The organism is Fibrobacter sp. UWR3, assembly GCF_900143055.1.
Lineage (GTDB): Bacteria > Fibrobacterota > Fibrobacteria > Fibrobacterales > Fibrobacteraceae > Fibrobacter.
The window spans coordinates 186,736-212,187 of record NZ_FRCW01000007.1 but is presented as its reverse complement, the minus strand read 5'-3'; the positions used below and the strand labels follow the sequence as shown (position 1 = coordinate 212,187).

At 49.4% G+C, this 25,452-nt stretch carries 22 protein-coding genes; 7 read left to right on the top strand and 15 right to left on the bottom strand.

Features of this window, described 5'->3' with window-relative positions; genetic code table 11:
* Positions 1 to 219: 219 nt before the first annotated feature.
* From BUA44_RS10855 to BUA44_RS10825, 7 genes are all read right to left on the bottom strand, one after another.
* Positions 220 to 873 (bottom strand): hypothetical protein, encoded by a 654-nt coding sequence (locus BUA44_RS10855; protein WP_143151958.1) that lies wholly within the window; start codon positions 871 to 873, stop codon positions 220 to 222.
* Between the two features lie 41 nt (positions 874 to 914).
* Positions 915 to 2,024: a hypothetical protein gene (locus tag BUA44_RS10850; RefSeq protein ID WP_143151957.1), complete on the bottom strand. Its 1,110-nt coding sequence runs from the start codon at positions 2,022 to 2,024 to the stop codon at positions 915 to 917.
* 190 nt (positions 2,025 to 2,214) lie between these two features.
* A complete protein-coding gene (locus BUA44_RS10845) occupies positions 2,215 to 3,609 on the bottom strand; it encodes a glycosyl hydrolase family 5 (RefSeq protein WP_072811849.1) in 1,395 nt (464 codons plus the stop codon).
* Positions 3,610 to 3,633: 24 nt separating this feature from the next.
* Entirely contained in the window at positions 3,634 to 5,235 is a 1,602-nt protein-coding gene (locus BUA44_RS10840) for a glycosyl hydrolase family 5 (protein WP_255370536.1), read from the bottom strand.
* Between the two features lie 396 nt (positions 5,236 to 5,631).
* Positions 5,632 to 6,657 carry a phosphoribosylformylglycinamidine cyclo-ligase gene (gene purM, locus BUA44_RS10835; protein WP_072811847.1) on the bottom strand — a complete coding sequence of 342 codons (1,026 nt, stop codon included), beginning with the start codon at positions 6,655 to 6,657 and terminating at the stop codon, positions 5,632 to 5,634.
* Positions 6,658 to 6,699: 42 nt separating this feature from the next.
* Entirely contained in the window at positions 6,700 to 7,503 is an 804-nt protein-coding gene (locus tag BUA44_RS10830) for a cyclic nucleotide-binding domain-containing protein (RefSeq protein ID WP_254794713.1), read from the bottom strand.
* Positions 7,504 to 7,508: 5 nt separating this feature from the next.
* Complete coding sequence (locus tag BUA44_RS10825) at positions 7,509 to 8,735, bottom strand: ABC transporter substrate-binding protein (protein ID WP_178348786.1); 1,227 nt, start codon at positions 8,733 to 8,735, stop codon at positions 7,509 to 7,511.
* Between the two features lie 132 nt (positions 8,736 to 8,867).
* Between BUA44_RS10825 and BUA44_RS10820 the strand changes: the two genes are divergently transcribed.
* Positions 8,868 to 9,716 (top strand): hypothetical protein, encoded by an 849-nt coding sequence (locus BUA44_RS10820; RefSeq protein ID WP_072811845.1) that lies wholly within the window; start codon positions 8,868 to 8,870, stop codon positions 9,714 to 9,716.
* A gap of 20 nt (positions 9,717 to 9,736) precedes the next feature.
* Here BUA44_RS10820 and BUA44_RS10815 read toward each other — a convergent pair whose 3' ends face one another.
* Entirely contained in the window at positions 9,737 to 10,351 is a 615-nt protein-coding gene (locus BUA44_RS10815; RefSeq protein WP_141398295.1) for an NYN domain-containing protein, read from the bottom strand.
* Between the two features lie 94 nt (positions 10,352 to 10,445).
* A complete protein-coding gene (locus BUA44_RS10810) occupies positions 10,446 to 11,360 on the bottom strand; it encodes a tetratricopeptide repeat protein (protein WP_255370535.1) in 915 nt (304 codons plus the stop codon).
* A gap of 449 nt (positions 11,361 to 11,809) precedes the next feature.
* Here BUA44_RS10810 and BUA44_RS10800 point away from each other — a divergent pair, with 449 nt between their 5' ends.
* Positions 11,810 to 12,055: a hypothetical protein gene (locus tag BUA44_RS10800; RefSeq protein WP_254794715.1), complete on the top strand. Its 246-nt coding sequence runs from the start codon at positions 11,810 to 11,812 to the stop codon at positions 12,053 to 12,055.
* A gap of 185 nt (positions 12,056 to 12,240) precedes the next feature.
* Here the strand turns inward: BUA44_RS10800 and BUA44_RS10795 are convergent, their stop codons facing one another.
* The gene (locus BUA44_RS10795; RefSeq protein ID WP_255370534.1) at positions 12,241 to 14,064 is read right to left on the bottom strand and encodes a penicillin-binding protein activator; all 1,824 of its coding nucleotides are present in this window, start codon (positions 14,062 to 14,064) and stop codon (positions 12,241 to 12,243) included.
* A gap of 41 nt (positions 14,065 to 14,105) precedes the next feature.
* Positions 14,106 to 14,420: a nucleotidyltransferase domain-containing protein gene (locus tag BUA44_RS10790; RefSeq protein WP_072811835.1), complete on the bottom strand. Its 315-nt coding sequence runs from the start codon at positions 14,418 to 14,420 to the stop codon at positions 14,106 to 14,108.
* A 470-nt stretch (positions 14,421 to 14,890) separates the two neighbouring features.
* On the opposite strand from BUA44_RS10790, the gene BUA44_RS10785 reads away from it, so the two are divergent.
* Positions 14,891 to 15,607 (top strand): hypothetical protein, encoded by a 717-nt coding sequence (locus BUA44_RS10785; RefSeq protein WP_072811833.1) that lies wholly within the window; start codon positions 14,891 to 14,893, stop codon positions 15,605 to 15,607.
* Positions 15,608 to 15,622: 15 nt separating this feature from the next.
* On the opposite strand, the gene BUA44_RS10780 is transcribed toward BUA44_RS10785, so the two are convergent.
* Entirely contained in the window at positions 15,623 to 15,946 is a 324-nt protein-coding gene (locus BUA44_RS10780; protein WP_072811831.1) for a hypothetical protein, read from the bottom strand.
* Between the two features lie 260 nt (positions 15,947 to 16,206).
* Here BUA44_RS10780 and BUA44_RS10775 point away from each other — a divergent pair, with 260 nt between their 5' ends.
* The 4 genes from BUA44_RS10775 to BUA44_RS10760 all read left to right on the top strand — a co-directional run bounded on the left by BUA44_RS10775 (position 16,207) and on the right by BUA44_RS10760 (position 20,887).
* The gene (locus BUA44_RS10775; RefSeq protein ID WP_072811883.1) at positions 16,207 to 17,154 is read left to right on the top strand and encodes a WYL domain-containing protein; all 948 of its coding nucleotides are present in this window, start codon (positions 16,207 to 16,209) and stop codon (positions 17,152 to 17,154) included.
* Positions 17,155 to 17,642: 488 nt separating this feature from the next.
* A complete protein-coding gene (locus BUA44_RS10770) occupies positions 17,643 to 19,160 on the top strand; it encodes a hypothetical protein (protein ID WP_072811830.1) in 1,518 nt (505 codons plus the stop codon).
* A gap of 430 nt (positions 19,161 to 19,590) precedes the next feature.
* Positions 19,591 to 20,298: a PIN domain-containing protein gene (locus BUA44_RS10765; RefSeq protein WP_072811828.1), complete on the top strand. Its 708-nt coding sequence runs from the start codon at positions 19,591 to 19,593 to the stop codon at positions 20,296 to 20,298.
* Between the two features lie 25 nt (positions 20,299 to 20,323).
* Positions 20,324 to 20,887, top strand: a complete 564-nt coding sequence (locus BUA44_RS10760; protein ID WP_072811826.1) for an FISUMP domain-containing protein — start codon at positions 20,324 to 20,326, stop codon at positions 20,885 to 20,887.
* Between the two features lie 267 nt (positions 20,888 to 21,154).
* On the opposite strand, the gene BUA44_RS10755 is transcribed toward BUA44_RS10760, so the two are convergent.
* From BUA44_RS10755 to BUA44_RS10745, 3 genes are read right to left on the bottom strand one after another with little or no spacing between them, the layout of a single operon-like run.
* Positions 21,155 to 21,559 (bottom strand): SMI1/KNR4 family protein, encoded by a 405-nt coding sequence (locus BUA44_RS10755; protein ID WP_072811824.1) that lies wholly within the window; start codon positions 21,557 to 21,559, stop codon positions 21,155 to 21,157.
* 1 nt (position 21,560) lies between these two features.
* A complete protein-coding gene (locus BUA44_RS10750) occupies positions 21,561 to 22,313 on the bottom strand; it encodes an HNH endonuclease (RefSeq protein WP_072811822.1) in 753 nt (250 codons plus the stop codon).
* Complete coding sequence (locus tag BUA44_RS10745) at positions 22,304 to 25,450, bottom strand: ATP-binding protein (RefSeq protein ID WP_143151956.1); 3,147 nt, start codon at positions 25,448 to 25,450, stop codon at positions 22,304 to 22,306. Before BUA44_RS10745 ends, BUA44_RS10750 begins: the two co-directional genes overlap by 10 nt.
* Between the last annotated feature and the right edge of the window lie 2 nt (positions 25,451 to 25,452).

Below are 25,452 nucleotides of genomic sequence, written 5' to 3'. Positions count from 1 at the left end.
CCGTACCATCGTTTCCGAAGGTGAGGCCAATTATAGAATTTTCTGGAAGTTTGGCAAGGGTTTTTCTCGAAAAAATTTCACTTTTTTTCATTTTTTTTGAAAAAACCGCTAAAAACCACCTTTTGGCCAGATTATCAACATATTATTCACTATTTTCGTAAACGCCCGGCCATAACCGCCCCTCATAATCAAAATAATATAGCGAGAACATTCAAAATATTATCGTAAAAACATCAGAACCTGGTAAAGCGGGGTGCCCTCTACAACCAGATGCAGGAGTTTTTCAGACAAACTAACATTCGCCGTACGTCCCATTTCTCCCCGGACGTCCACCTTGCCGTACGCAAGAAGCTTTCCGCGCTTGACATCGGTAATGGAATACAGCGCCTTCACCGTTTTTACACCCGTAGTATCTGCGCGTTCGCTTGCAACAATGACGACTGGAGATATTACCACAACTACATCTTCCACAGCTTTCCTGTACTTCTCACGAAGTAACGGCACCGCGACAGAATCTGCATCTGTTCCATAACGACGCCACAGGGCTTCGCGCCGTTCCATCACAAACGCAGAATCATCGACGCTCATCACATCCGCACGGACGCTAAGCGTCGTCGCGGCATAATCCATCTGCTGCTTGAACCAGCCGCTGAAATTGCCACCGTATTCAGGCCACTCATTCTTGAACGAAACGTAACCGTCGAACATGGGCTCGGAATAAAGTACGGTAACACTGCGCGGGACGCCTTCCCATTCAGGATCCACCCAGCCGCCAGCCGGCACATTGTCCCTATAGTCGGTATCCTGCGTGTAGTTCATCCAGTCAACGGCGAGTTTCATTACCGTGGTACAGCCACTCAGCATACACATCATTAAGAACAACATAATCACAAACAAAGGAGCAGTAAACTTTTTCATCGTCCACTCCTTTTGGGCGCACCGAAATGGACCCCGGCAGAAAGATTCAATACCTTGACCAGACCGCCCTTGTTGCGACCGTCAATCTCAAAAGAGGAATAATGCAGGGAGAACTGCGCACGGATATCGACATCAAGGACATTCGTTACGGGAATAAAGCCATCGGCCTGCACACCAACGAGCATGGTTCTTGACGACGGGATATCGTCTACACCTTTCATTCTCAAACTTTCACTGATCACTCCAAAAATCACATCGGCAGAGAAATATTTCCATTCCATAAGAGCGAAGCCGCCAGACAGCGCTATGGAAAAATCACTGAAATCGTCACCGGAAGTAGAACCCATCTGGAGCAGGAACAGGATGCGCGACATCTGCCATTCGGCCATGATGTTGAACCCGGTCGAAGGCTCCAGCATTTTTTCCAATCCGCCGGAATACATCGCATAGGAATACCCGCCAAGCAGCGCCCAGTGCATCCACTTGGGATCCACGGACAGGTGCTGGTCCTCGGCAGCCTTCGCCGTTTCGGGGCTCACCGGAGGCATCCAGCCGAGATAAGGGCTCCCAGGGTAACGCTTGCGGAACTCGCGCCATTCCGCTGCGGAGTTTTCAAATTCCATCGGTTCGCCACCGCCATAGTTCAGCGCGAGGCGTTCCAGGTATATCCCGTAAAACTCGCACGTCTCGCGCGGGACATCCCTCACCGCCATGGCAAACCGCAAGTCGCGATGGTTCACGTTGATGGCCAGGTGGCGCTTTTCGAGCAGGCTTTCCCCACCGACAACCTGCAGCTTTTCGCGGACCGCCACAATGGAATCGTGTTTCGCGAGCAGAAAATCTATATGCTCCCAGTACTTCGGCTTGTCTATGGCATCGGCATCCTGGATAGCCTTGCTGTACAGGAGAAATTCCTCTTCATAAGAAAGGAGTACAAAACCGGCAGGCGGCGCAAGGCGATCCAGTTCCTCGACAGTCCTTACCGAGGAATACCCATAAATGGCATCGTGCTTGGCCTTTTCCAAATCCGGGGCAGCGGCAAAAACCGTCTGCACAAGCGACCCGAAAACAAGCAGAAGCACATACAAGTTAACTAGTCTAGACATAACTGCGCCGTATAACGAACAAGTGAATATAGAAATTGGAACAAGTTTACCTCAAGAAAATATATTCCTAAACGGGATTGCGATTACCGTTTATCGGCAATTTGTCGCATTCAATCCGAGCATCGGAATCTAGACAAAAAAATGCCGTCTTCACAAGGAAACCGGCATTGAATATTTTCGGAGTATCTCGCTACGGATTATCGCAACCGGCGCTCGGATTTACCCAACCGTCTTCCGGGGGAGCCTCGCCTGCCTTCCAGCAATGGAGCGTATCGAGCACGTCGCCTTCCTTGTATGTGGACCAGTCCGTCACCTTCTTGATATTGGTTGTCGTAGTGGTATTGAATCGGCTCATGTAATGGTCGATCAAGTACTGCGGACAATCTACTTCTTCGATGTAGTAGGTCGGATTGTCTGCAGCCTTGTACCAGTCGGCAAACCAGTGGCAACCGCGCAACAGGTTCGGGAGGCCGGCGTCGCCGAAAGCCGCGTCGCACATATCCTTAATGCACGTCTGGTATGCGACGAGAGTAGCGTCGTAGCCGAGTTGGTTCTGGCATTCGGTCAGGAACCCGCCAAAACCTGCGCCCCAGTTAAAACCAGCACCCTTGTGAACCTGAGTTGTAAGAGCGTCAAAGGCGCCCACGCCACCACCCGGCACCATCAAGTCGAACTGACCCGCCGGAAGATTAGGATTGCCGCCAGCCACATCCATACCGATGTTAGAGGCCATCACGATCATGTGTTTGCCCTTGAGAGCCTTGTGAGTTTCCCTTGGCGGGTTGTTTTCCATTTCGTTCGCGAAGTGGCCATCGTACTGCAAGTGATAGCACTTGCCGCACTTGCTATCGGCAGTGCCCGCAACGTATGCATAAGAAAGTGTATCGTTCACGGCTATAGGCGCCATGTCGGTGCAGGTGAACACGCCCTTTTCCTTTTCATCGCCGCAAGCGCTTCTGGTCCCGTTGTAACCGAACCAGGACTTCGACACATCACCCAAGGTAAAGGTAGGCACTTCGACATCGTGAATGTTGCAGTTACGTGCTGTGCCATAGTCGGCAAGGTACGCCTCATCGGAAGACGTGTCTGCACGAGTCACATCGTTAGCGTTTTCCCTAAGCCAGGAACAGTGCGGCTTGCAGGCGTCCCAGTAGCGGGTATTCCAGCCGCGTTTTGCCGTGGCGCTGATGTCCTTGGTGTATTCGGCAGGAGGCGGGCCATAAGATTCAAGCGTTGGGAATCCGCTCGCGTCAAGTTCCGGTTCCTTGCTGCTGGAGCTTTCGGGAACTACGCCGGCACTGGAGCCCGGAACCAACGAGCCGCTGGAGAACGGTTCTGCGCCGCTCGATAACGGGTCATTCGGATTCTGGGCGACGCCTGCCGATGACATCGGGTTGGTCGGGTCCGTCACATTGCCCGGGTCAACCACACCGGACGAATAAACCGGATTGTCGATCGCGCTGGAACCTGGATCATTGCCCGCGTTCGGATTGGTGGCGTTGTTCGAAGCGGCATCGTCGCCGCAAGCGCAAACCATTGCGACCGCACCGGCCGCAACCATCAACTTGAACAATCTACGTTTCATAGCACCTCGTTACGGGGCGAAGGACTAGTAAGTCTTGGCCTTGTCGGCAGCCAACTGGTCGGGGTCGCAGTATTCGCCCTGTGCATTCGGGGTCTTGCTGCAGGCGTCCGTAGTGATAAAGTCACCGCCCTTGTACTGGGACCAGTCGGACTGGAACAGAATATTGGTTTCAATGGAAGTGCTGATCGTCGTCTGGTACTTGTCGACCAGGTACTGCGGGCAATCAACTTCTTCCCACTGGTAGGTCGGATTGTCGGCTGCCATAAACCAATCGGCAAACCAATGGCAACCGCGCAACAGGTTCGGATAGTTGGAGTCACCAAAGGCCGCGTCGCACATTTCCTTGACGCAAGTCTGGTAGCAATCCAGCGTACCATCATAACCGCACTTTTCTCCGTTCTGGCAGTATGTCAAGAAGCCGCCATAAGTAGCACCCCATTCAATGCCGGGCTTGGTAATCTGAAGCTGCAGGGCATTGAAGATACCCGGACCACCGCCCGGTACCATGAGGTCGAACTGGCCCGGCTTCACATCGTGACCGATATTGGATGCCATGACAATGATATGCTTGCCCTTGAGAGCCTTGTGCGTCGCCTTGGCTCCATTGCTTGCGCTGGCATCATGGAAGGAACCATCATACTGCAAGTGGAAGCACTTGCCGCACGAGGTTGTCGCATCGCTACCGGCAACGAAGGCGTACGCCAAGGTATCGTTCACGGCCACAGGAGCCATGTCGGTGCAGGTGAAGCCGCCGCCAGATGCGGGACTTGCTTCCTGACACGCATTCGGAGTATTCTGGATACCCACCCAGTAACGTTCCAGACCCTTGCTGTAGGTAAACGTGGGAATTTCAATATCATGGATATTGCAGACGCGGGCCGTGTAGTGGCTGGCTTCGTATTCCGCCTGGGTATTGATCTTGGGCTTGCCTTCGGCGCCATCGGTACTCGTCTGGGAGCAGTGGGGCTTGCAGGCATCCCAGTAGCGGGTATTCCAGCCGCTGGTGCCGTTGCCGAGAATAGTCTTGAGCGTGGGCACGGGATATTTCTTGATGTCTTCTTCGGGGTTACCGCTCGGCTTGACGGGTTCTGCGCTGCTGGAGCTTTCGGGAGCCACATCGGAGCTGGAGGTCGGATTCACGGGCCCTACACCGCTAGAAGAAGTCGGGTCAATTGCACTCGAGAGAACCGTGCCCGAGGAAGTCGGGTCGACCGGATTCACGCCGGAAGAGGAATTGGGATCAGCCGGATTCACGACATCTGCGGAGGAGGAACTCACCGGCACAATCGCACCCGTACCCGGGTCCACCGTCGCATTCGCCGGGCAGACAGTAAGTGCATTCAGGTCAACGCCCGCCGTGATGGGAGCACCGCTCAAGTCCATCAGGACTCCGTCAGCAAAATAACCGACAGGATTTCCGGCTGCATCGGTCACATTGCCGTCGGCGTAAATCACGTACACGCCATTCGCGTTCAAAACGAAGGCATCCGCAGTGGCGACAATACCCGCGCATTCTGTATTGGCGGAAGGGGGATTATTCGGGCTCGAGGCGGAATCGTCACCGCAAGCACAGAGGGCAGCCACGGCGCTGGCCGCAACCATCATCTTCACAAAACGTCTTTTCATAAAGCTCCTTTTCTATTTACGCCCTTAAAAATATATTCTGTTCCCCAAATGCGGAAGTAAAAAAGCAATTTGACGCAACTTTGTGTTCCCAAAACGTGCCCGCGAGTGCCCAATCTCACAGGATTGTGCGACTTTTCGCCACAAAAAAAGACCGCTTCACAAAAAGCAAAGTCCTTGCCCATAAGAATTGCATCTAGCAAAATTACCAAGGACTTTGCCGACTATTCCGAGCAGGTTGTATTTCAACCTGCCCTCCATAGTCGCACATTGCAAAAAAAGGCCGCACTTAGCGTGCAAGCCTTTTGGTCATTGGTCACTAGTTATTAGTCACTAGCCTTAGTTAGGCGCCAAAGGCGCGATTATTTCAACTAACAACTAATGACTAACTACCAATAACTAATCTCTGAACTTCACCTGCTTGGTGCCGGCAACAACTTCACCGATCTGCGTCCACTTCTCGCCCTTGGCTTCGAGGTGTGCAGTGACTTCGGCCTTGTCAGAGGGGTCGATGAAGATGAGCATGCCCATACCCATGTTGAAGGTATTGTACATCTCGTCCTTCTCCACAGAGCCAGCCTGCTGGATGAGCTTGAAGATCATCGGCGGGTCCCACGTGGTACGGTCGATAATCACGTCGACATCGTCCGGGAGGATACGCGGGATGTTGCCCTGGTAGCCCGAACCCGTGATGTGGGCGAGGCCCTGGATAATCTTCTTGTTGCAGAGGTCGATGAGGCTCGGGTAGTAGCTGCGGTGCGGCACGGCGAGCGCTTCGCCAATCGTCTTGTCCATGCCGTCGACGAGGGTATCCACCTTGTAACCGGCCACGTCGAACAGCACCTTGCGGGCGAGCGAGTAACCGTTGGTGTGGAGACCGGTAGAAGGCAGACCGAGAATGATGGTACCCGGCTTGATCTTCTTGCCGTCGATGATGTTTTCACGTTCCACGACACCCACGATGGTGCCGGAAATGTCGTAGTCGCCCGGACCGTAGAAGCCCGGCATTTCTGCAGTTTCACCGCCAATCAAAACGAGGTCGTTCTCGCGGCAGGCCTTGGCCATACCGGCAACGAGCTTGTCCATGACGCCCGGTTCCAGGCGGCCCGTAGCCACGTAGTCCAGGAAGAACAGCGGGCGCGCGCCCTGCACGAGGATATCATCACAGCAGTGGTTCACGATATCCTGGCCCGGCAGTTCGTGCGTGCCCATCTCGATATCAACCTTGAGCTTGGTGCCCACGCCGTCGACGGAACTCACGAGAACCGGGTCCTTCATGCCGAGGTGGTTCAGCGTGAAGAGACCGCCAAAGTTGCCGACGTCACCGAGGACGCCCTGGTTGAATGTAGTACGTACGGATTTCTTGACACCGACCATCGCCTCGTCAGCTCGGGCCAGGGAAACTCCTGCGTCTGCGTAATTCATCTTTTTTCCTTTGCCCGGAATCGGGCACTTTGTTTTGCCCTGCTAGCGGGCACCTTGTTTTTCATCAATATTTCTGAGCGCATCCAGAATGAGGCTCGTGGTATCGGCCATCTGGTTGATGTTCGTCGTCTCGGGCATCAGGTGCGTATCGAGTTTGTACATGGAGTCGTCGCCCCATGCAAGAATCTGCTCGAGTGCATCCGGCCCTGCCAGTTTACCGCACTTGGCACAGCAGATGCGGCCATCCTGGAACGCGACAAAGCCCCTACCGCCCTGGTTCGATTCGCAAATCACCGTACCGGTAATGCGGCTCTTTTCCATGGTCTGCGCGAAATCGATAAACGGCAACACCTTGCCCGAAGCAAGGAGCGAGAGGCGCTGGAACTCGTCGAACGCCTTGTTCTTCGCACGGAGGCTGTCGCACACCACCTTGTACAGGAACACCATGATGTTGGGGTTCTTGTCCAGGAACTTGACGAACTCGGCCTTCGGGATGTGAAGCACCGTGCAGCCATCCTCGGCAGCGATAATCGTGTTGCTCGTGGGTTCGTTACAAAGAATCGACATTTCGGCAAAGCATGCGCCACTTTCGATATAGGCAAGCACGCTGTAATGCCCATCGGGGAGAATCTGGCCGCACACCTGCGCACGGCCGCTCTGCATCACGCAGAAGAACTGCCCTTCCACTCCGCCCTGGACAATGATCTCGCCAGCATCGTACTCGCGGATCTGGGCGTTCAGCAGCAAGAAGTCGGCACATTCACGCGGCACCTGCTGCAGGAACGGGACCTTTGCTTCGTAGCTGGAGGCAATCCAGCCACCAATACCTGTAGGAGTCTTCATCATATACGTTAATTATAAATATTTCTATACCATCTGTAAGGTTCATCCGGCTTTTTTTCGCCGGTTTTGGGCGCTTTTTCCCCAAAGATGCAACCATGAAGATTCCATACCAGTTCCACGGGCCTTGCGACCGCCCCCTCGTAGAAGTCGTTCCCGCCACCCGCGCTCTTGCGGGCATCGTTCTGGCACACGCGCTTTTCCCTGAACGCCCTTATGCGGGAGAGACGCGGTTCCGCGGCCAGGATTTCTTCGGGCGTGCCGTATATCCCGGGATTCACCCACACATTGGCGCTGTCGGCAACCGCAAAGATTTCTTCGAGTGAAAGCTTCATCTCGCGAGTGGTATCGCCCGCCCACAAGTAACAGCCGCCCGCCTGCCTGATAAGGCTTGCGGTATAGCTCCTGCCACCCGGTGCATACCACACTCCGCCATACGCCATGCCCGCAATTACGCGCGGGCCGTTTGCCCTGCAGGCCGTAAGCGGGTCAGCTTCCTTCTTCGCCATATCGGGAATCAAGCCCGAATACGTTTTCGTAACGAGCGCCGCCTGCGGTTCCACACCGAAGAGTTTTGCAAACAAACTAATCCAATCGAATTTCGCGAACGGAGTGTCTTCTTGCCATTCCGAGGTAAGCATGAGCGGAATATCGAGCGTGGCGAGCCTTTCGTAATCGTCGTAGGCGCCGCCGGTCGCGAATGTCATCACGAGGTCGGGCTTGAGCGACACCACCTTCTCGAGCGATACCTGAGGACCGTTCCCGACCTCCACGATTTCACCCGCAGTCACGCGCGCGGCAAGCGCGGAATCTATGATATACTTGCCCTCGCCCACGCCCACTATGCGGGACTCCACCCCGAGGCGGAGCATGAACCCGAGTTGCGCCGAAGACAGCACGACCACGCGCCGGAGCGGAACCCGGAGGGGCACCGCGCCCGCCCATTCCCTGCCCGCGGAAAGCTTCCGGAGCGTCGCGGTATCGGAAGCGAGGGCGGAATCCACCAGCACGAAGCGCTTGACCAGCGTATCGCGCCCGACTACGGAGCGGATTTCGGCCAGCGGCTGCCCGCAGGATACACCCATCCGGAGCAGGCGGGCGTATTCCAAGGGGTAAAACTGCACGGAATCCGAACAGAGGGGAGCGTTGCCTGCCCGCGATTCGCGGGAAGACGTTTCCCCGCGGGAATCCCCCCCGCAGGCGGCAAAAAACAGGGCGACAAGCACCGCGAGAGCCAACCTAGCCCCCAGGAACGGCCTCAAAAAAGCACGTAAATCGTTGATTTTTAACACTTTATGAAAATTTTCCCTGCACATGTGCAAAAGATAATGTATTTTATACACCGGAATTTACTTATTTCGGAGTCTTGTATGAAGACAAAAATAGTTTACCTGGTCTCGCTCCTCTGCGCACTCACGTTCGCGACAAGCGCGTTCGCAGATTCGGAAGACGGTTTCTACGAGAAGGACCATATCCGCGGGTTCATCTCCTTCGGCGCTGACTACCGCGGCATGTTCGACGGTTTCAACGACTACGTGAACACCATTGCGAGAATCAATCCGGGCCACATGATAAAGGACAGCTCGGGCACAGCCGAACGCTATTCCGGCACACTGAAGTATGCCCCGTTCGACGACTGGTATGTCGGGCTGCACCTGAACATCGGTGCGCAGTACAAGCAGTTCCTCACCTGGTTCAACATCAACCTGACTCCGACCCAGATTTCGGAACGCCCCGCCGAAACTTACAACGTAACAGGCGAGTCTTCCGGCAACTCCGAAAAGATGCCCCTGTACGACGTCAAGTGGTTCTCTTACGGCGTGGACTGGATGTTCGCATGGAAACTCTTCGGCGAGCACACGTTCATCAACCTCATCCCGGCCGTGGGCTTCGGCTTCAACCTCATGAACTTCCACATGGCATCGAACTTTGCCATCGGCGAGAACAGCAACTACGTAGACCTGCGCGACCGCTACTACAGCACGATGGACATGTCGTTCAATACCGAACTTGAACTCCGCCTGGAATTCGACCCCATCGCCATCGGCATCTACGGCGGCTACCGCCACGTCGACTACAGCGACCTCGAAGTCGAGGGCAAGCTCGTCGAGCACGGTCCGTTCGACACCGACAACAACGGCGACACCTGGTTCGTGGGTCTGCGCGTCACCTGGATTTTCATGAGTGACTGGCAGCGCAAGCAGGCCGATAAGCTGTAGAGACCGCTCGCGCTTTATTTTTACCCATCGCAAAAGAGGCCGCTACCCGCGGTACCCATTAGGCCTTCGGCCACGCAATCCATCGCCACGTAGAACGTGGCGTTTTCCTTTAGGTTCCGGTCGGTCTTCCACACCACATTGCGGTCGTTCTTCACGTACTGGAAGTTCCAGCCCATAAGGAGCGTCTTGATGCCCATCGCAGAGAGCTTTTCGGGCAAGGGCGCGAACTGCCTCTGCGAACTCAGGAGCACCAGCGCGTCCATCCTGCTGTATGTCGCAAACATCATCACGTCTTCCATGAGCGACATGTTGGGCTTTACGCCATCGGGCCCAATCTGCTCGCAGTAGTGGATCTGGAACCCGGTATACCTGAGTTCCCGTTCCAGGCACGAGATTCCGTGCGAATGGCAGTACATTTGCGGGTCCTTGTACGGATGGTAGTAATGGCACTGCATCTGCGCGTACCGCGATACTGGCGTGAACAGGCGGAGCGCCTCCTTCCGCGCCCAGTTCTTGATGGCGCGGAAGTCGAGCGGCGTGTGGCAAGGGTGGTAAAGCCTGTAGTAGTCGTTGGCTTTCTTGAGCGTGTATCCGTCCACGATGAAGAATACACGCAAGGGTGCTTTTGTCGTCATGGGAATCTCCGTTTTTAAGTGTTCCTATCCTTAAAACGGAAATCCCCCCTAAAATGAGCCAATAAAATTTTGTTTACGTGAAAATTTTACAAAGCTAGTCCAGCAAGTCCCTCTTGTCCAGGTCGTCCGTCAGGGAGCCCGGCATCCAGTCCTTCATCTTCTTGAACGTATCGTCCGAAAGCTTTTCACGCCACGCCTGCATCTTGGCCTTGTCGCCCATGTCGGCGTAGATGCGCACGAGGTTCATCACCGCGCACCAGTAGCGAATGGACTTGCCCGTACGCGCCATGTAGTCCGCGGCACTCTTCTCGTAGATTGCGGCAGCCTCCTTGTAGCGCTTGAGCCTGTAGAGCATGTCGGCCTTGACCTGCAACAGCACCGGATGGTTCGGGACCTTGCCGAGCCCGCGCTGCGTAAGCTTGAGACCCGCATTAAAGTCACCCCTGTCATAATGCATCCAAACTAGCGAAGTGAGGTACAGCGGCCAGAACCGCTTGGAGCCCGTAGCAACGGAATCGAGCACCGCAAGGTATTCGCTGCGGCGATCGGACTTGAACGGCACCCAACTGAAACTCTTGTCTATGTAGTATGCGTATATCGCGTAGAAGGCGCGCGACTCCTGTTCCGGAGACTCCTCGAACAGCTTTGCCGCAGAGCGCGTAGTCATGGCGCCCTTCACCGAATGGCCCGACTCGCTCTGCACGTAGCCCAGCTCGAACTTGCGGAGAGCCTCCCACAGCCCGGTAGAAGCGCACTTCTCGAGGTTCACACCCGCCTTCTGCAACGCCACCGTATCGCCCAGGTCGTCATAGCGGCTCACGCGAACGATGTTCTCGAGCACGCAGCCTACACCGTCGTCACTCCCGCGGACTTTTTTTGCGAGCGCCATGGCACCGTCGTAATCGAGCGCCATGGACTTCTCGGTCACCTGCTCGGACAGTTGCATCAGGGGCGCCGGGAGCGCAAGCGTAAGCGACCCGCCAAAGGCGAGCGCGAAAGGCAGTACCACAAGTGCCAAGATACGGGTAAACACAATACTCCAAAAATAAAAAATTTGGCTATTCACAAGCAGTCCACAAACAAGCTTTCGGCGCATGTTCATAAGTGAAGGGCAAAAACAGGGCGCAATTTTATAATCCAACATGGAATAATTGGAAAACACGTTCAACAAGGATACAGCCCTGTCAAAAAACGGCAAATTATCCCCTTTAGAATCAACGAGTTACGGATATCCCGAAGCCCTGCAAACCTTGTATTATGGGCACTTGCGGCACGCGCTGCCGAAACTTACAATAAGAATATTTCTTTACAAATGGTGGTCTTTCGGGGCCTATAAAATCTATAATAAAAACAAGAAATCCACAATGTTTTAACAATCATGTCACCAACCGCCGGCAAGAGGGACGAGCACGACATGACAAAACCGTAGAAAATTGCGATAAGCGTATGGAGGCAACCATGAAACCAATCCATAAAACATCCGCGATATCATTCTACCTGATCAACTCCGGGTTCAAGGCCTTCAAGAACAGGATCCGCGAGGAGTTGAGCGCCATCTGCAGCACTCCGCTGGAATCCCTCGTGGACGACTCGAGCCTGCAGGTGTATTACCGGAGCGGAGAATCCGCCGACTACGTCGCCGCCTGCATCGCGGGCCCCAACTGCGAGATTGACGACGATCTGGATTTTGCCGACGCGGGATAGCGAGAATTTTCTCTCTGTAAAAAAAGGAGCCCACGGTGTGCTGCCGCGGGTTTCCTTTATGCGACAAGGGAGGGCTATGCCCTCCCTAAGACCCTCCCAACACTTAATAATCCGCTTCGTTCACATCACTAGTTGCTGGTCGGCGCGGATTATTTGCGTGGGCGCCTTACGGCGCTACGAATAAATTATTTTTTCTTCTTTTCTTCTTTCTTGTCGGATTCTGCGGTGGGCTGTGCGGATGCAGGCAGGTTGCAGCCTTCCATCACGTAGAACTTGCCCTTGCGGACTGTCACGACCTTCGTGTTCGTGTTCGCTCCACGTACAAACTTGATTTCGCCATACACGCTCTCGAACGAGGGCGTGTTGTTCAAGTACTTGGTGAGGCTTTCGGCGTTCTTCTGGATACCCGAGAACACGATATTCGCCGCATCGTAGCTGAGGCCGCTCACCTTGTCTTCGGCGGGATCTTCGCCCCACTTTTCCTTGAACGCCTTCGCGAATTCATCAAACTTGTCCTTGTTGCCCGAGATGTCGAGGCCAGGCACGCTGAAATAGGTACTGTCCACGAGGTGCTTGCCCTGGATCAGGAGTTCGCGGCCATACCAGCCCGAGGCACCGAGCATGGTGCCCGAAATCTTGTTGTAGGCGACCTGCCCCACCATGAGGCCCGCGTCGCCCGGGTTGGTGGAGGGAATGAATATGCCGGGAATCTTCATCGTGGAATCGGCCAGGTAGTCACGGCGCTCGCGGGCGTTCACCGCATCGAGGTCGGAGGCCCCGCGGGCAATGTTCCTGCGGCGGTTTTCCTGCTTGTAGCGCACGTCGCGGAGCAGCTTGAATTCGGTCGCGTAGTCGGGGCGGCCCTCCTCGTAACTGCGGAAGGCTACCACGTTGCCGCCGCGACGCTCCACCGCGCGGGTAAAGCTCTGCGACATGGCGGCGCCGTAATCGCCCAGCGGGCTAAGCACCGCGAACTCGCGGATGTCAAGGCACTTGGTGGCAAAGTCCGCAATCTTCTGCGCGAGGTTGTCCATCGTGATATTCACCTGGAAAATGTTCGGACCCATCTTCGCGATGCCGTCGTCGGTCGCGGTCGGGGTAAGCATCGGGATGTTCTGGAAGTTGCTGCCGAGCCAGGCGGCAACGGTCGCGGCGGGTGCGCTCATGATGGGGCCGATGACTGCGACGATACTATCCTGGTTCACCGCCTGCTGGGTTCGCATGAGGGCGATAGAGGCGTCGGCGCGGGTATCGGCGATGCGGATGCGCACCTTCTTGCCGAGGCCGGACTGTTCGTGGGCGAGGTACACGCCCCGCACCGCGGCGGCGCCGAATTCTGCAAAGTCACCCGAAAGCGGCGCGAGCACCAGGATGGTGGGCTTGCCGGCGCCAAGACCCTCGAGGGATTCGAGGCCCTGCTGGGCCGTAGCGGAAAGGTTCTCGGCGACACTGCCGTTCAATACCTTCTTGTACCAGTAGCGGGCGGCGCGGTAGCGCTTGGCGTTCTGGCATTCGCGGCCCATCTGGAGCTGCATCCAGCCCACCACGTCCTTGTCGACCGGGTACTTTTCCATAAGCGCCTGCAGCTGGTCGGCATTCAGGAGGCTTGCCGCCAACGTCTGGATAGCGACATCCTTCGTGTGGCTCTTCGCGGCCGGGTTCTTGGTATAGGCGAGAATGCGGAGCATCGCCTCGACACCCTCGTAGACGGAACCCTGCTCGGTAAGCACGATGGCGCGCGCAAGTTCCATGCGCTCGCGGTACTCGGAAGCCACATGGTACTCGAGGAACTTGGAGGCAAGCTTCAGGGCATCGGCACGCTTGTGTTCGCGCAGGTAGCACTCCGTGAGGAGCACTGCGGCCTGGGCACCTTCGTGCTTGCGGAAGCTCTTGGAATCGGAAAGTTTCTGGAGCGCGGGAGCCGCCTCGGCACACTTGCCTTCGCGGATGAGGGACTTGGCCTTCGACACGTCGTCCTGGGCAAAGAGGGCCGTAGCGAACGCGCACACAATGAGAAAAGGTAAGAGTCGATTCATAATAATCTACTGCGCTAGTCTTCGGCGACAGTTTGAACCACTTCGTGTTCTTTCTTGATTTGTTTCTGCATGGTTTCCGGGAGCTTGGCCCAGTCCATGACATCCACGCGGAACGAAAGACCGCTTTCGGCAAACGCCTTCTCCACCGCGGTCATCGCCTCGAAAGAGAGGGGCCTTTCGGCAATGACTACAAGGTCGAGTTCCGTTTCCGGGGTAAGGTCCACGCCCGTGAGCCTGGGACCGTATGCCCAGACCTCCAGCCCCTCGAAATGGAGGGAAAGGATTCGCTGGACGGTTTCCAGTTGTTCGGTTTCTAAGCAAAGAGCCATAGTGCGACAAATATAGTTAATGGGGACGGTCAGGAATTGGCACGGGAGGGCTAGAATTGGCACGGCTGGCATGGAGCGTGCCAAAAATCGCCGATGCCAAATGTGAGAAAAATCACGCGATTTTGCATAGTAGATTACAAAATTTGTTCAAAATCGGCAATTACGATCGCACGAGGCCTCGTTTTTGACATTTTTTGACAAAAAACTGTCCCTTATATGGGAGGCCACCCAAAGGAACCGAGGAAGAAATTTTGAGAAAAGACTTTACAAACCACAAACCCGAATCGATAAGGAAGTATGCGAATATTGAATTCCTTTTTTCCCGCCAACAAGACATAACGCAGCAGGGGACCCGACAGACGCGCATGGGAACGCGCCGCCGCCCCTACCCTTCTTCCCATAACTCGATACCCCAAAACCGGGGCATCAAAACAATCAAGCCCGACCATCGAGGCCGGGAAAAGGGAATTATGTCTATGAAGCAGACCCAGAAGACCACCGCCAAGTACAACCTCTCCAAGGAAGAGGAGATGGACCTCATCATGGCTATCCGCCAAGGTGACTACGCCGCCGAGAACCAGCTGTTCAGCTCCCTCTACGGCTTCATGAAGAAGACGCACGAGTTCGGACCCGACGGCATCACGGGCAAGGCAAAGGTCGGGTACTCCTGCGACTTCGAGACCGCTCTCGCGGATTACGACATCCTCGAGGTCTTCCGCAAGTGCGTGGACACCTACAAGCCGGAGCGCGGCAGCTTCAAGAACCACCTTGCGTTCCGCATGAACATGGCTGCCAAGGACCGCATCCGTAACAAGAGCCATGCCGAAGGTCTGGACAATCCGGACAACGTCGAAAGCGTGGACACGCGTTCCGACTACGACGAAAACGAGATGAACTCGCGCGTCGTGAACCTGTTCGACGCCAAGACCGCCGAATGGTCAGAAAAGAAGGATGCCGACGCGGAAGAGCACGACTTCTGCTTCGACCTCATCGACCTGATCGAGGAACACTTCGGCGAGGACAGCATCGAGTTCCGCTACATCGAGCTGTACTGCTCGCTCGGCACGGATGCGAAGAAGCATACCGGCGAAATCTGCAAGGCACTCGGCTGCTCGCGCCAGACGCTCAGCAATATCAAGAAGCGCATCTACGATGCGTTCGGCGGGATGTGGCCCATGGCGGCATAAGCTTAGGGAACCATCTCACAAATCGGGATGGTTCCTTTTGTATATCTGGTCGATGGCAGCTCCCACCGGGCTATGCTGCACCCTATCGATAGCCTTCAGGCTCTTTTCCTCGGCACCGTCCAAAAAGTTCATCACCTTGTTGAAGATGCGGTCGCAACCCGCTTCCCACGAGGGCGTGATGTTTTCGATGTAGTTTGCGGCGCCTTCCAGCAGGTCGCCCACCTTCCTGTGGAACCTTTCGGTCGCATCGGGGAAAATGTCGTGTGCTAGGTCATAGATGTCGTCGAGGATGCTTGACGATTCTTCGGTTTCAATTTCGATTTCTTCTTTCTTTGCCATAACGGCCTCCTTGTCATTCCCGCAACCTGTGCTGAGCGTTGTCGAAGCAAGGTGGGAATCCCTACTAATTTAGCCTCGGATGGCGATTGCTCAAACAGGCATTATTTTTTTGTTCTACAGGCAGGAACTTTTACGGATTCGCAAATTAGCGAAAACAGCAAAATTTCGCGACATTATTTATAGCGGGGCCTATTTTTTGGAACTTTCGTTTTTGTGACACAAGGGTTCCTTTAAGGCGTTTTGAAATGTATCTTTATGGCATGATTAACGTATCGAAGAAAATCAAAGTCGCCGTATCGCACCTGCTGCGTTCGCAAATGGAACTCGACGCCGAAGATTACGGACTCAAGAGCCTGAGCGACCTATGCAACAGGATACTCGCCCGCTATGCGGAATTTGCGCCGCCCGACCCGACCAGAATCGGCGCCGACGATACTTTGTACAAAAATGTGCCGCCGTTGCAGTTCTCGCTGAACCAGACAGGCGAAAGCTTTGCGAACTTCGCGAATTCATTTACCAAGAACGCGGGCACCAAAATCGCGACCCTCTGCCGCTACTACTTTGAATGCTACGTGAACATGCCCCGCGGCAAGCGCGAATGCTTCATTTTTCGCAACGAACTGGACAAGCTGAATGCCGCCGCGGAGTCCCGCACCAATGTTTCACTCACCTACCGCGGAGAACGAAAGTGCGTTTCGCCATGCTTCTTGGCGTTCTCGCCGTCGCAGGTGCGGGCATACGTGGTGGTGTGCGACGACAAAGTAGAGTGCGCCGCTGCCAGTGCGCGATTCCATTCACTGCGGCTCTACCACATCCGGGGAGTCGCCCCCGACACCGCGAGCAAGGCGTTCCACTGCGAAAACTTTGAGCTCTCGCACCAGGCGGAAGTATTCCGTGAGCACTTCGACCCGTTCCTGTGTTACGGACAAAGCATCAAAGTGAAACTCACCGAAGAAGGTGCCACGCGCTACAACAAGCTCACCACCAACCGTCCGAAAGTGATTGCCTTTGGCGAAAGCGGATCAGCGCAAGCTGCCGCAACCGCCGAGGTAAACAGCGCCGGCACCTACACCTTCGAGTGCTCCGAGAAACTCGCAAAGGTGTACTTTCCGCAGTTCCTGAGCGACGCCGATGTCCTCGCCCCGCGGGAACTGCGCCTGTGGTTCAAGGAGCAGTTCGAGAAGGCGGGAAAGGTGTACGGCGGGTGATGAACAGTCAATAGGATAGCCCCCCCCCAAAAAAAAATAGTGGCCCCATAGTCACGGAGCCACTTTCACGCTGCAGTGTGTCTGTCAGGACAATGTATTAGTCAGTCACATCGTCGATTTAGTCGTCACCTTCGAACCAATCTTCCATCTCGTCGCGGTCCATGTTGTCGAACAGGCCATCGGCTTCTTCGCGGAATTCGGCTTCCTCGCGATCTGTCATTTTTTTATCCTTTGGGCGGCGAGCCGCTCAGTTAGTCCACCCCCTTGTGGTTTCGGCGCTTGCTTCGGGGTGGTGAGGGAGTAAGCGCCTCTAGAAATAAATTTCCTTTTTTAGAAAAGTACCTTTTTGGGGGAGCCTCGTCTATAATTTTTTGATGCAACCTTCAAATTATCAGATGTATAACATCTAAAACCAACTAAAATTGGACTCGTTTTCACTTTTTTGATATGGAATACTATATTGATAAGAAAGTAGGAGTAGTTGTATTATGGCCAGTAACGATGAAAAGTTAGAAATGAATCCGGACAAAAACGTCGATATCAAGAAGGCTTTAATGAACGACAAAATTAAGGCCGTTATTTTTGAAAAAGCATCTTACACTCCGTTTATCGGAGATGGGTATGGTGATGCAGAGGAGAAAATATTATTCATTGGCGATTGTAAACTTCCTCTTGATAAACGGTTTTTAGAAGAAACAGAAGTTTTTCCTAAAGTAAATTATTGCACCCAAATCATTTCTTACTGCAATAGAGATACAACTAAAAGGAAAATTCGAGATGAAATAAAAAATGAAATGAATTTGGATGATAAAAAAGAACGACCAACATTTGCCTATCCGCAAAAGATTCATACTTATCTAAAAGGATCAAGTCTTAAAAAAATTTCGTACTGTAATTTTGTTTATGATAGATTTGACCGAATTAAGAATGGAACCATAAAGAGAAATGAAATTCCCTGTGGTAATGACTTTAACAAATATTTTAAAGCACTCGTTACAATTGTTGAAAAATTAAATCCACAAAAAATTGTATTCGTAGACACATCTACAGAATTTGAAATAAACGAGCGAAAACAAACCTGCGACTTTGACTATAAAACATTTAATGAATGGATTGAAACAAAAGGAATAAAAAAAGATGTAATTTCTTGCACAAATAACATTACGAATGAAATTTTCGAGATTTCAAGCGATTCTATTCGAGATGAAGATGATTTGAAAATATGCATTGACAATATTGGCGATATTGGCAAAAAAGGGTCAATTTTAGGAGACTTATACGATATTTGTGAAAGGCATTTTGACGATAATAAACAATTTAATAAATTGCTAACTGAAAAATTTATTTCTTATGATGCTTTCTTCGATTCTTCGCATCTAGAAAAATTGCTGAATCATCCGTTGCATCTTGACCCTTTTGATTCGCTATTTTCTAATGGCATGACTCTAAATCATGAAGACGCATACTTGTTATTCGTTTGTCTAAAAAAATGCGTGAAAATGCGAAATACTCTTAATCGTTTAGAATGTGAAATCGGTGAAAAAAATGCATATCAAACACTACAAGAGCGAATAAATGAAAAAAAAGCAATGTGTATAGAGCTTATGTTGGATATGATTCATCCTGAACATCTATATATAGCGCACACCTTAATACCATCTTTTTTTAAATATATTGATCAAAAAAAAGATCTTGAAGATGAAATGTTTAAAGGAGAACAAAATGTTTCTACTGATGAATTTAATGATTTTTTAGAAGAAAAATACAAGTCAAAAAAGTTAGAAAAGGCTTATGGTATTGGAAAAACATTAAAATCTATTTATTGGCGTTTTTATAATGATAAAGACAAGCGTGGATACGCCAAAATGATGAAAGAATCTATTTTTATAAATAAAGAAAATAGAGAAATATGGCAACTTTGGAATAGAAAAAAATTAAAGGATTCTGGCTTCAAAATGTGGGAACTGAGATTTAGCAGCGCTTTAGAAGAGCCAAAGAGCAAGTGAGAATAAGAAGCCTCCAAAGAGTGTCTTACACTCAATATTTTTTCATGTTAAACATGTGTATAAATTCGGCAAAATGCCACATTCGCCCTTTCAAGAAAGAAAGATTTATATAGATTTTAGGTAAAAGGAGATGGCTGTGGTAGATACGATTAAACTTTAATCCTCTGAATCGTCATAACACCAGCAAGTCCACGACTCAAGACAGCATTTTTTGCCTTTTTCATAAGCCCGGGCATTTTTTGACTCTTCTTATTTACTAGCTGTCATAAGGACTTGAATCGAGATGCTGCAAAGCGGCACGACGCCTAAGCCGCTTGCAAAGTATCTCCCTCTTTTTTCAAATTATATCACTCAACCTATTGCGAAGTACCACTTCGCTGGTTGTTAAACTTTCAACAAGTCGCCCTTGTGGCGACAAAGGAGTATACGAATGAACATTCGTGTAAGTTCCAATGACTATATGCTAAAGATTCTCTCGACCTATAAACTTTACGCGGATACAAACATTTTTCTCCAGAATTCCTGGGAAAAATGCAAAGAAATCATTTTTCCGCGTCTTGCACAGTGTAATCGCAAGCTCATCGTGCTTGGTTCAGTAATGGCCGAGTTGCGTAAGCTGGCAAACGCAACAGACAAGCTGGCCGTTGCATGCAGGGCACAGAAGGCAATCAACGACATTAACAGCCTTGTCGCCCAGAAATTGATCAGAATTGAGGGGGACGATGCTTCGTTCGCCGATCACGATTTCTTATCAACATTCACGTCAAGGCGTCTAACCGAAAATATCATCTTGCTCTCCGCTGACAAGGGGTTGCTTGAAGATGTTGACCGGCTCAATTATAGTCAAGCGGTACATTCTTATCGACAGATTCTCGTATGGTATCAAGAGCCGAACGGCTTCATCAATACTAACTGGGCAAAGCAGCCAAAGAATGACCAGGCGAAGGCTCCGGCAGAACAGCGCTACTGCGTAACGTGCGGCAAGCCCTTCTACCTGTCTGCGGCGCATAGGTACTTCCTTGAAACCAAAGGAATTGCTATCCCGATCCACTGCGATGATTGCGGCAATCTGATCAAAAAGATTGCCGAAAAGGGCAGGTTCCTTAAGGGCGTAGGCAGGTTCTTTGGCAATCTCTAACTCACAATTCAACAAGGATTTTTAAATGACACTAAAATACGTTGATAATCGCGATGGCAAGGAATACAATCTGGTCCGGATTGGAAGCCAGCTTTGGTTCGCAGAAAACCTTCGTTACCACATCGAGGATTCGTCCTATATGTACAATGATCGTTACTCTTCGTTCGAAAAGAACGGCTACCTTTACAGCAAGGATGCTCTTGATGAGCTTTGCCCTCTCGGATGGCATATTCCCTCGGCAGCCGACTATGCCAAGCTCTACAAAAGTCTTGAGACTTCGGCAAATGCAATGAGCTGGGTCGAAATGCTTGCGGGCAGGCTCCTTGAACGAAATCTCTCTTTGCAATTTGGCGGATTCGGTTCCGAATCGCAAATGGATTTCTGGGAAGAGGGGCAGGGGGCCTACTTCTGGACATCGACCGAAGGCAAAAATAAGGACCGGCAATTCTGCGTCATCGATGCCAAGGGCATTAGCTTCCGGTACCCGGCGCCATTGCGTGACTTGTTTAGCGTAAGGCTGGTCTGCGACGAGGTATTGACCACCAAACCGGTTTTTGGCACTTTTAAGCGAACTACAGCGAACGAGTGATCACTCTAAAAAATATGAACCGATGGCATAACAGCCATCGGTTCTTTTGTGGACTGCGCAATTCTGGGCTAACGTTTATAGATCCTCGCCCCGCGCGAACTGCGCCTCTGGTTCAAGGACCAGTTCGAGAAGGCCGCGGGAGTGTATAGGGGGTGAGAAATTCTAATGAATCATGGAAGAATGAATGCTAGCAACAAAATCCACCTATGTAATCGGAGGGAAAACACAAATTGTTATGTGGAATTTTGTAGGGCTTAATAACTGATATCACTCATGCAACATTTGTAAAAAAGTCCCTAAGGAATCTGCAACAATTTGAGCATTTCCATTTTCGTGATTCCAAAACAAAATTTGTTTTCCTTTTATACAAATCATGTTTCCAAAGCCATCTGTCGCAAAAGGAAGCATCGTCAATTTCCCATTTTTCACAAACAAGTTTATTACCGAATAAACAGACTCGTCGTCTTCTTTATTAAAAGAAAGAAGATTAGAAAAAACAAGATTCTTACATGGTTTATCAAAAGCATTCGGACTCGGGTATGCTGCATTATTATTTTTTATAAACTCTTTGAAATCAGACTCCATTTTAAAGCAGTAGTCTATCTCAAAATCATCCAACACATTCGCATTGGTTAACGGTTGACTAAATTTCCATGAAATTGTTTTACTCATTCTAGTATCCTCCAGCCCACATTGACATTCCTCCTGTGTGGCGTGTCTGTGAGTGAATATCGGTTTTAACTAATTGCATTTTACAAACATCCTCCGTATGATGCCATGTATATCCTTGCGGTTTATACCCCTGTTCTATTTGCATCACTTGCCGTTCATTAAATATAGTCTTTTTACTCGGATTATCTTCAATAATCTTCCCTAAGTTTTTATTCAAATAACCAAATTGTTCTTTTTCCGTAGCAAAACGAAGTTCTTTGGGCAAATAGCACTCTACAACAGAAGGAAATTCCGGCACGCCAACTCTTAATTTAAAAGATTCATAATCAACATATTTTTCCTTATATGGTATGCCAGTTTCCGGATGATTATGCCCGACAAACTCGTCATTAACGCATCTTAACCTAACAACGCTTCCATCTTCATTTATAGTGCATCGCCGTAAATTTGCATCCGTCATCCCAGTCTTTTCTTTTATTTCCTGTTGTTCCAATTCATTTGGCAACCTAAATTTATCTAAAGGCTCTAGCCTTTCAGCCAATTCCTTATTTTCTAACACAACTGATTCCAATGACACATGTTTCGCCTTTTCAACATCAGGAAGCAATGCTTTGCCATTCTTATCAATATTATGCAATTCATGTGTTTGGAATTCTTTTTTCTCCAAAGAATTAAATTCACCAATTGCCTTGTTCGCATTTTCTGCAACTTTCATAGCACCAGATTTAGCAGCAGCAATAAGACTCACAGCCATGTATCACCCTCCCCCATTACACAAGAACGGATTATTTCAACACTACTTGAATCAGGAATCACAAAATAATTCTCAACGGTTGCATCCACATTCGTTTTTTCATCCATCTGGTTTCGAACCATTTGACTAATTACATATTTTCCTTTGTAGGCCGGTTCCTCCCTATAAGTCTTTTTCAATTCCTCTCTCAATCGCTCTAATACAGATAATTGCGGATTCTCTAGCAGTTCATTTAATACATCCATCATTTCATCACCAATCAACGACTTGACACTATATACTCCATTCATCAAATATTTGGCAATGCCTTCCGAAAATAATTCTGCATATATCGCATTCTCATTTTCGCAAAGAATAAAATCAACATTGTTTTTTACCAAATATGTTTGACATTTTTTTCGGAGAGTCACTATACTTTCTTTAACAATATCATATTCTTGAATCAAGATCGAATTTAATAATTGCAATGATAATAAATCTAATTTTTCTGCAACACATTCCTTAGCCATACTTACATTAATTCGATGCAATCGACCAGCAACATCTTTGCCATACAGCATTCCATCAGAGACAATGACTTCATCAATAGGATTGATAGCAACATTCACAGGTAAAGACATGCCCTCTTTATGGCACAAAGCTTGACCCGTCGCCAAATTTCCAATATATATACTTTCCTTTTCTGTCATTCCAATAGTATTTGCAACCACACACTGATCGTCTGCTGCAACTAGTCGTTGTATTATTTTATTTGATGAATTTTTTATTATATCTGGAGCAAGTTTCGTTGGAATTTGTTCTGCAACAATAACCCCTTGCCCATACGACCGCATCTCCGCAATCATGTTGCTAAAATGTTCAACAGCTTTTCCCTTAGGATTCCCCATATCCTCTGAGATTCGTTCTGTTTCAACATTTTTCAACAAACGGTGAGCTTCTTCAATCACAAGCAAATGGTTTAATTTTTTTCTTGATCCGTTTATTTCTTTATTTACCTGTCTGTATTCATTTATTAGAACAACTAATAAGCCAACACAGAAAGCTTTATCAGCATCATCTGCTAGCCCTTCTAGCTCAAAAACAGCATTTTCATTTAACAGAGTTTCCATATTAGCATATTCACTCGTATTAAACATATACCCCTTAGGGCCAGAGCAAAGATTTTCAAGCCTAGTCAAAATGGCAGTCTTTACATTTCCAGCAACATCACCATCATACTGTAGTTCATCTTCAATATATCTTTTTATTTCATCTTTCAAGTCCTGCATAGTCGGAAACAAATATTTATGCGCAGACAAATTATACTTATCACGCATATAGTCAGCATCGAACAAATCTGCTGATTTATTCCTATTCACAAGATATGGGTGAAAACCCAATGTCAAATTCCAACCTTTTTTCTGATATATTAGATGCAAACATTTTTCCAAAATATACGGCATCGGGCCATAAAAAGAAAATGAAGCGCTAAACAAATCCTTCAGAAAATCTATATGCATTTGTGGACTAATACCACATTGAATATAAAAAGGATTAATTCGAGGACAATTAATCTCAGGTTTTCCTAAGGTATAAACCCGAGGATGATTACCATCTTGCAACTTTATATTTCGATATTCTTTTTTAGCAGATTCTATAACCAAGAACGGGACATTTGCTTCACGAAGAATTCTTTTTACGGTTGTTGTTTTGCCACTCCCCGTAATTCCGCAAACAAATGTATGTTTTGCCAAATCCTCATGCGATAAAGAAAAAGGCATATGATTAAAAACTTTGCATCCATCCGCTAAAGTTCCCAAGCAAACACCTTCAATTCTATCGGAAACAATCGGATATACCTTACTTTTTTTCAATTCAAAATCAGGAACTGATTCTGTTGGTATTGAGCAAATCATACCCAATTCTTCAGATGTCAACGCAGTACATAAAGAAGAGCATTCTTTTTCGCCCTTGATTATTTTAGGAAGAATTAAAGAATTCTTCCGCGCTTCTTCTTTTGATAGAAGATATTCTCGTGAAACTAAAGGTAATATGTCCGGATTCGGTTTAGCAATTTCTCCTGAAATACAGGCTTTAATGACCCCAGCAACAAAAGGTGATTCCGCGGAATAAGAAATTACGGTTTCCCACATTCCGTTTGATCTACCTTGCTTCAACCGTTCTATCGCTTTATTCGCATATTCCATCATTTCCAAAGCAAATCCATTTTGCACCTCTGAGGAAATCCCCTCAGTTCGATTAACAGCCTCAGAAATTGACTTACTATAGGTTTGCGAGACAGAATGACTATCGGATGAACTTTGTGAGCTACTCCACGATTTACCAGCAGACAGAACAAAACTCAGCCCCACATTTCTGCTTGTAGAACTCGATTTTCCAACAGTATGCGAATCGGTAATCGTTTTTCCATTAGTTTCACCTTCCGTACGCGTAAAACCGCGTTGACGAGAAACATTCCTTTTGCTGACGGCAAAGCAAGCATCTCTGATATTGATAATTTCACCATATTTATGAGAAATAGTATCTTGTAAAATGGGTCTAGCAACAAACAACATTGTATAATTCTGACCATTAAGGCTTTTCATCAATGCAGATATGCTAAATTTCGGCTTTTCCTCGCCAATTTTTACAGAAGGAATTGCAGAAATAAAACCAACATTTTTTTCGCATTCCTTTCGTTTTGAGAAAGATGGCACATACGGATTCAATTCTATGCCATTAAGAAGCCCTTCTACAATGTTTCTTATTTTGTAATCTTCATCAGCATCGTCATAAATACCAATAACAAGATTAGCCTGACCTTCATATGAAATTATTCCATAAAGAACAGGCTTCTCAAAAGAATATAAAGCTGTAAAAACATTGACCATTTTTTCATTTAGATACAAATATAAATCATCAATATTCTCAACAGAACAACTTGCAATTCTGTAATAAGTAAAAGCATCTAAGATAACATTTGAATCCGAATACGATATTCTTTTCAGTTCATCCTTAGACGATGACACCATATAAGCGGGATGCATTGTTTGCAAAAACAACACAGTCTGTTCAGCAACATTAGCCGTATCTTCTTCAAATTGTCTTTTCAAATTCTCTGGATTTGCCATATCTTCTGATGAACCTTTTCTCAACATTT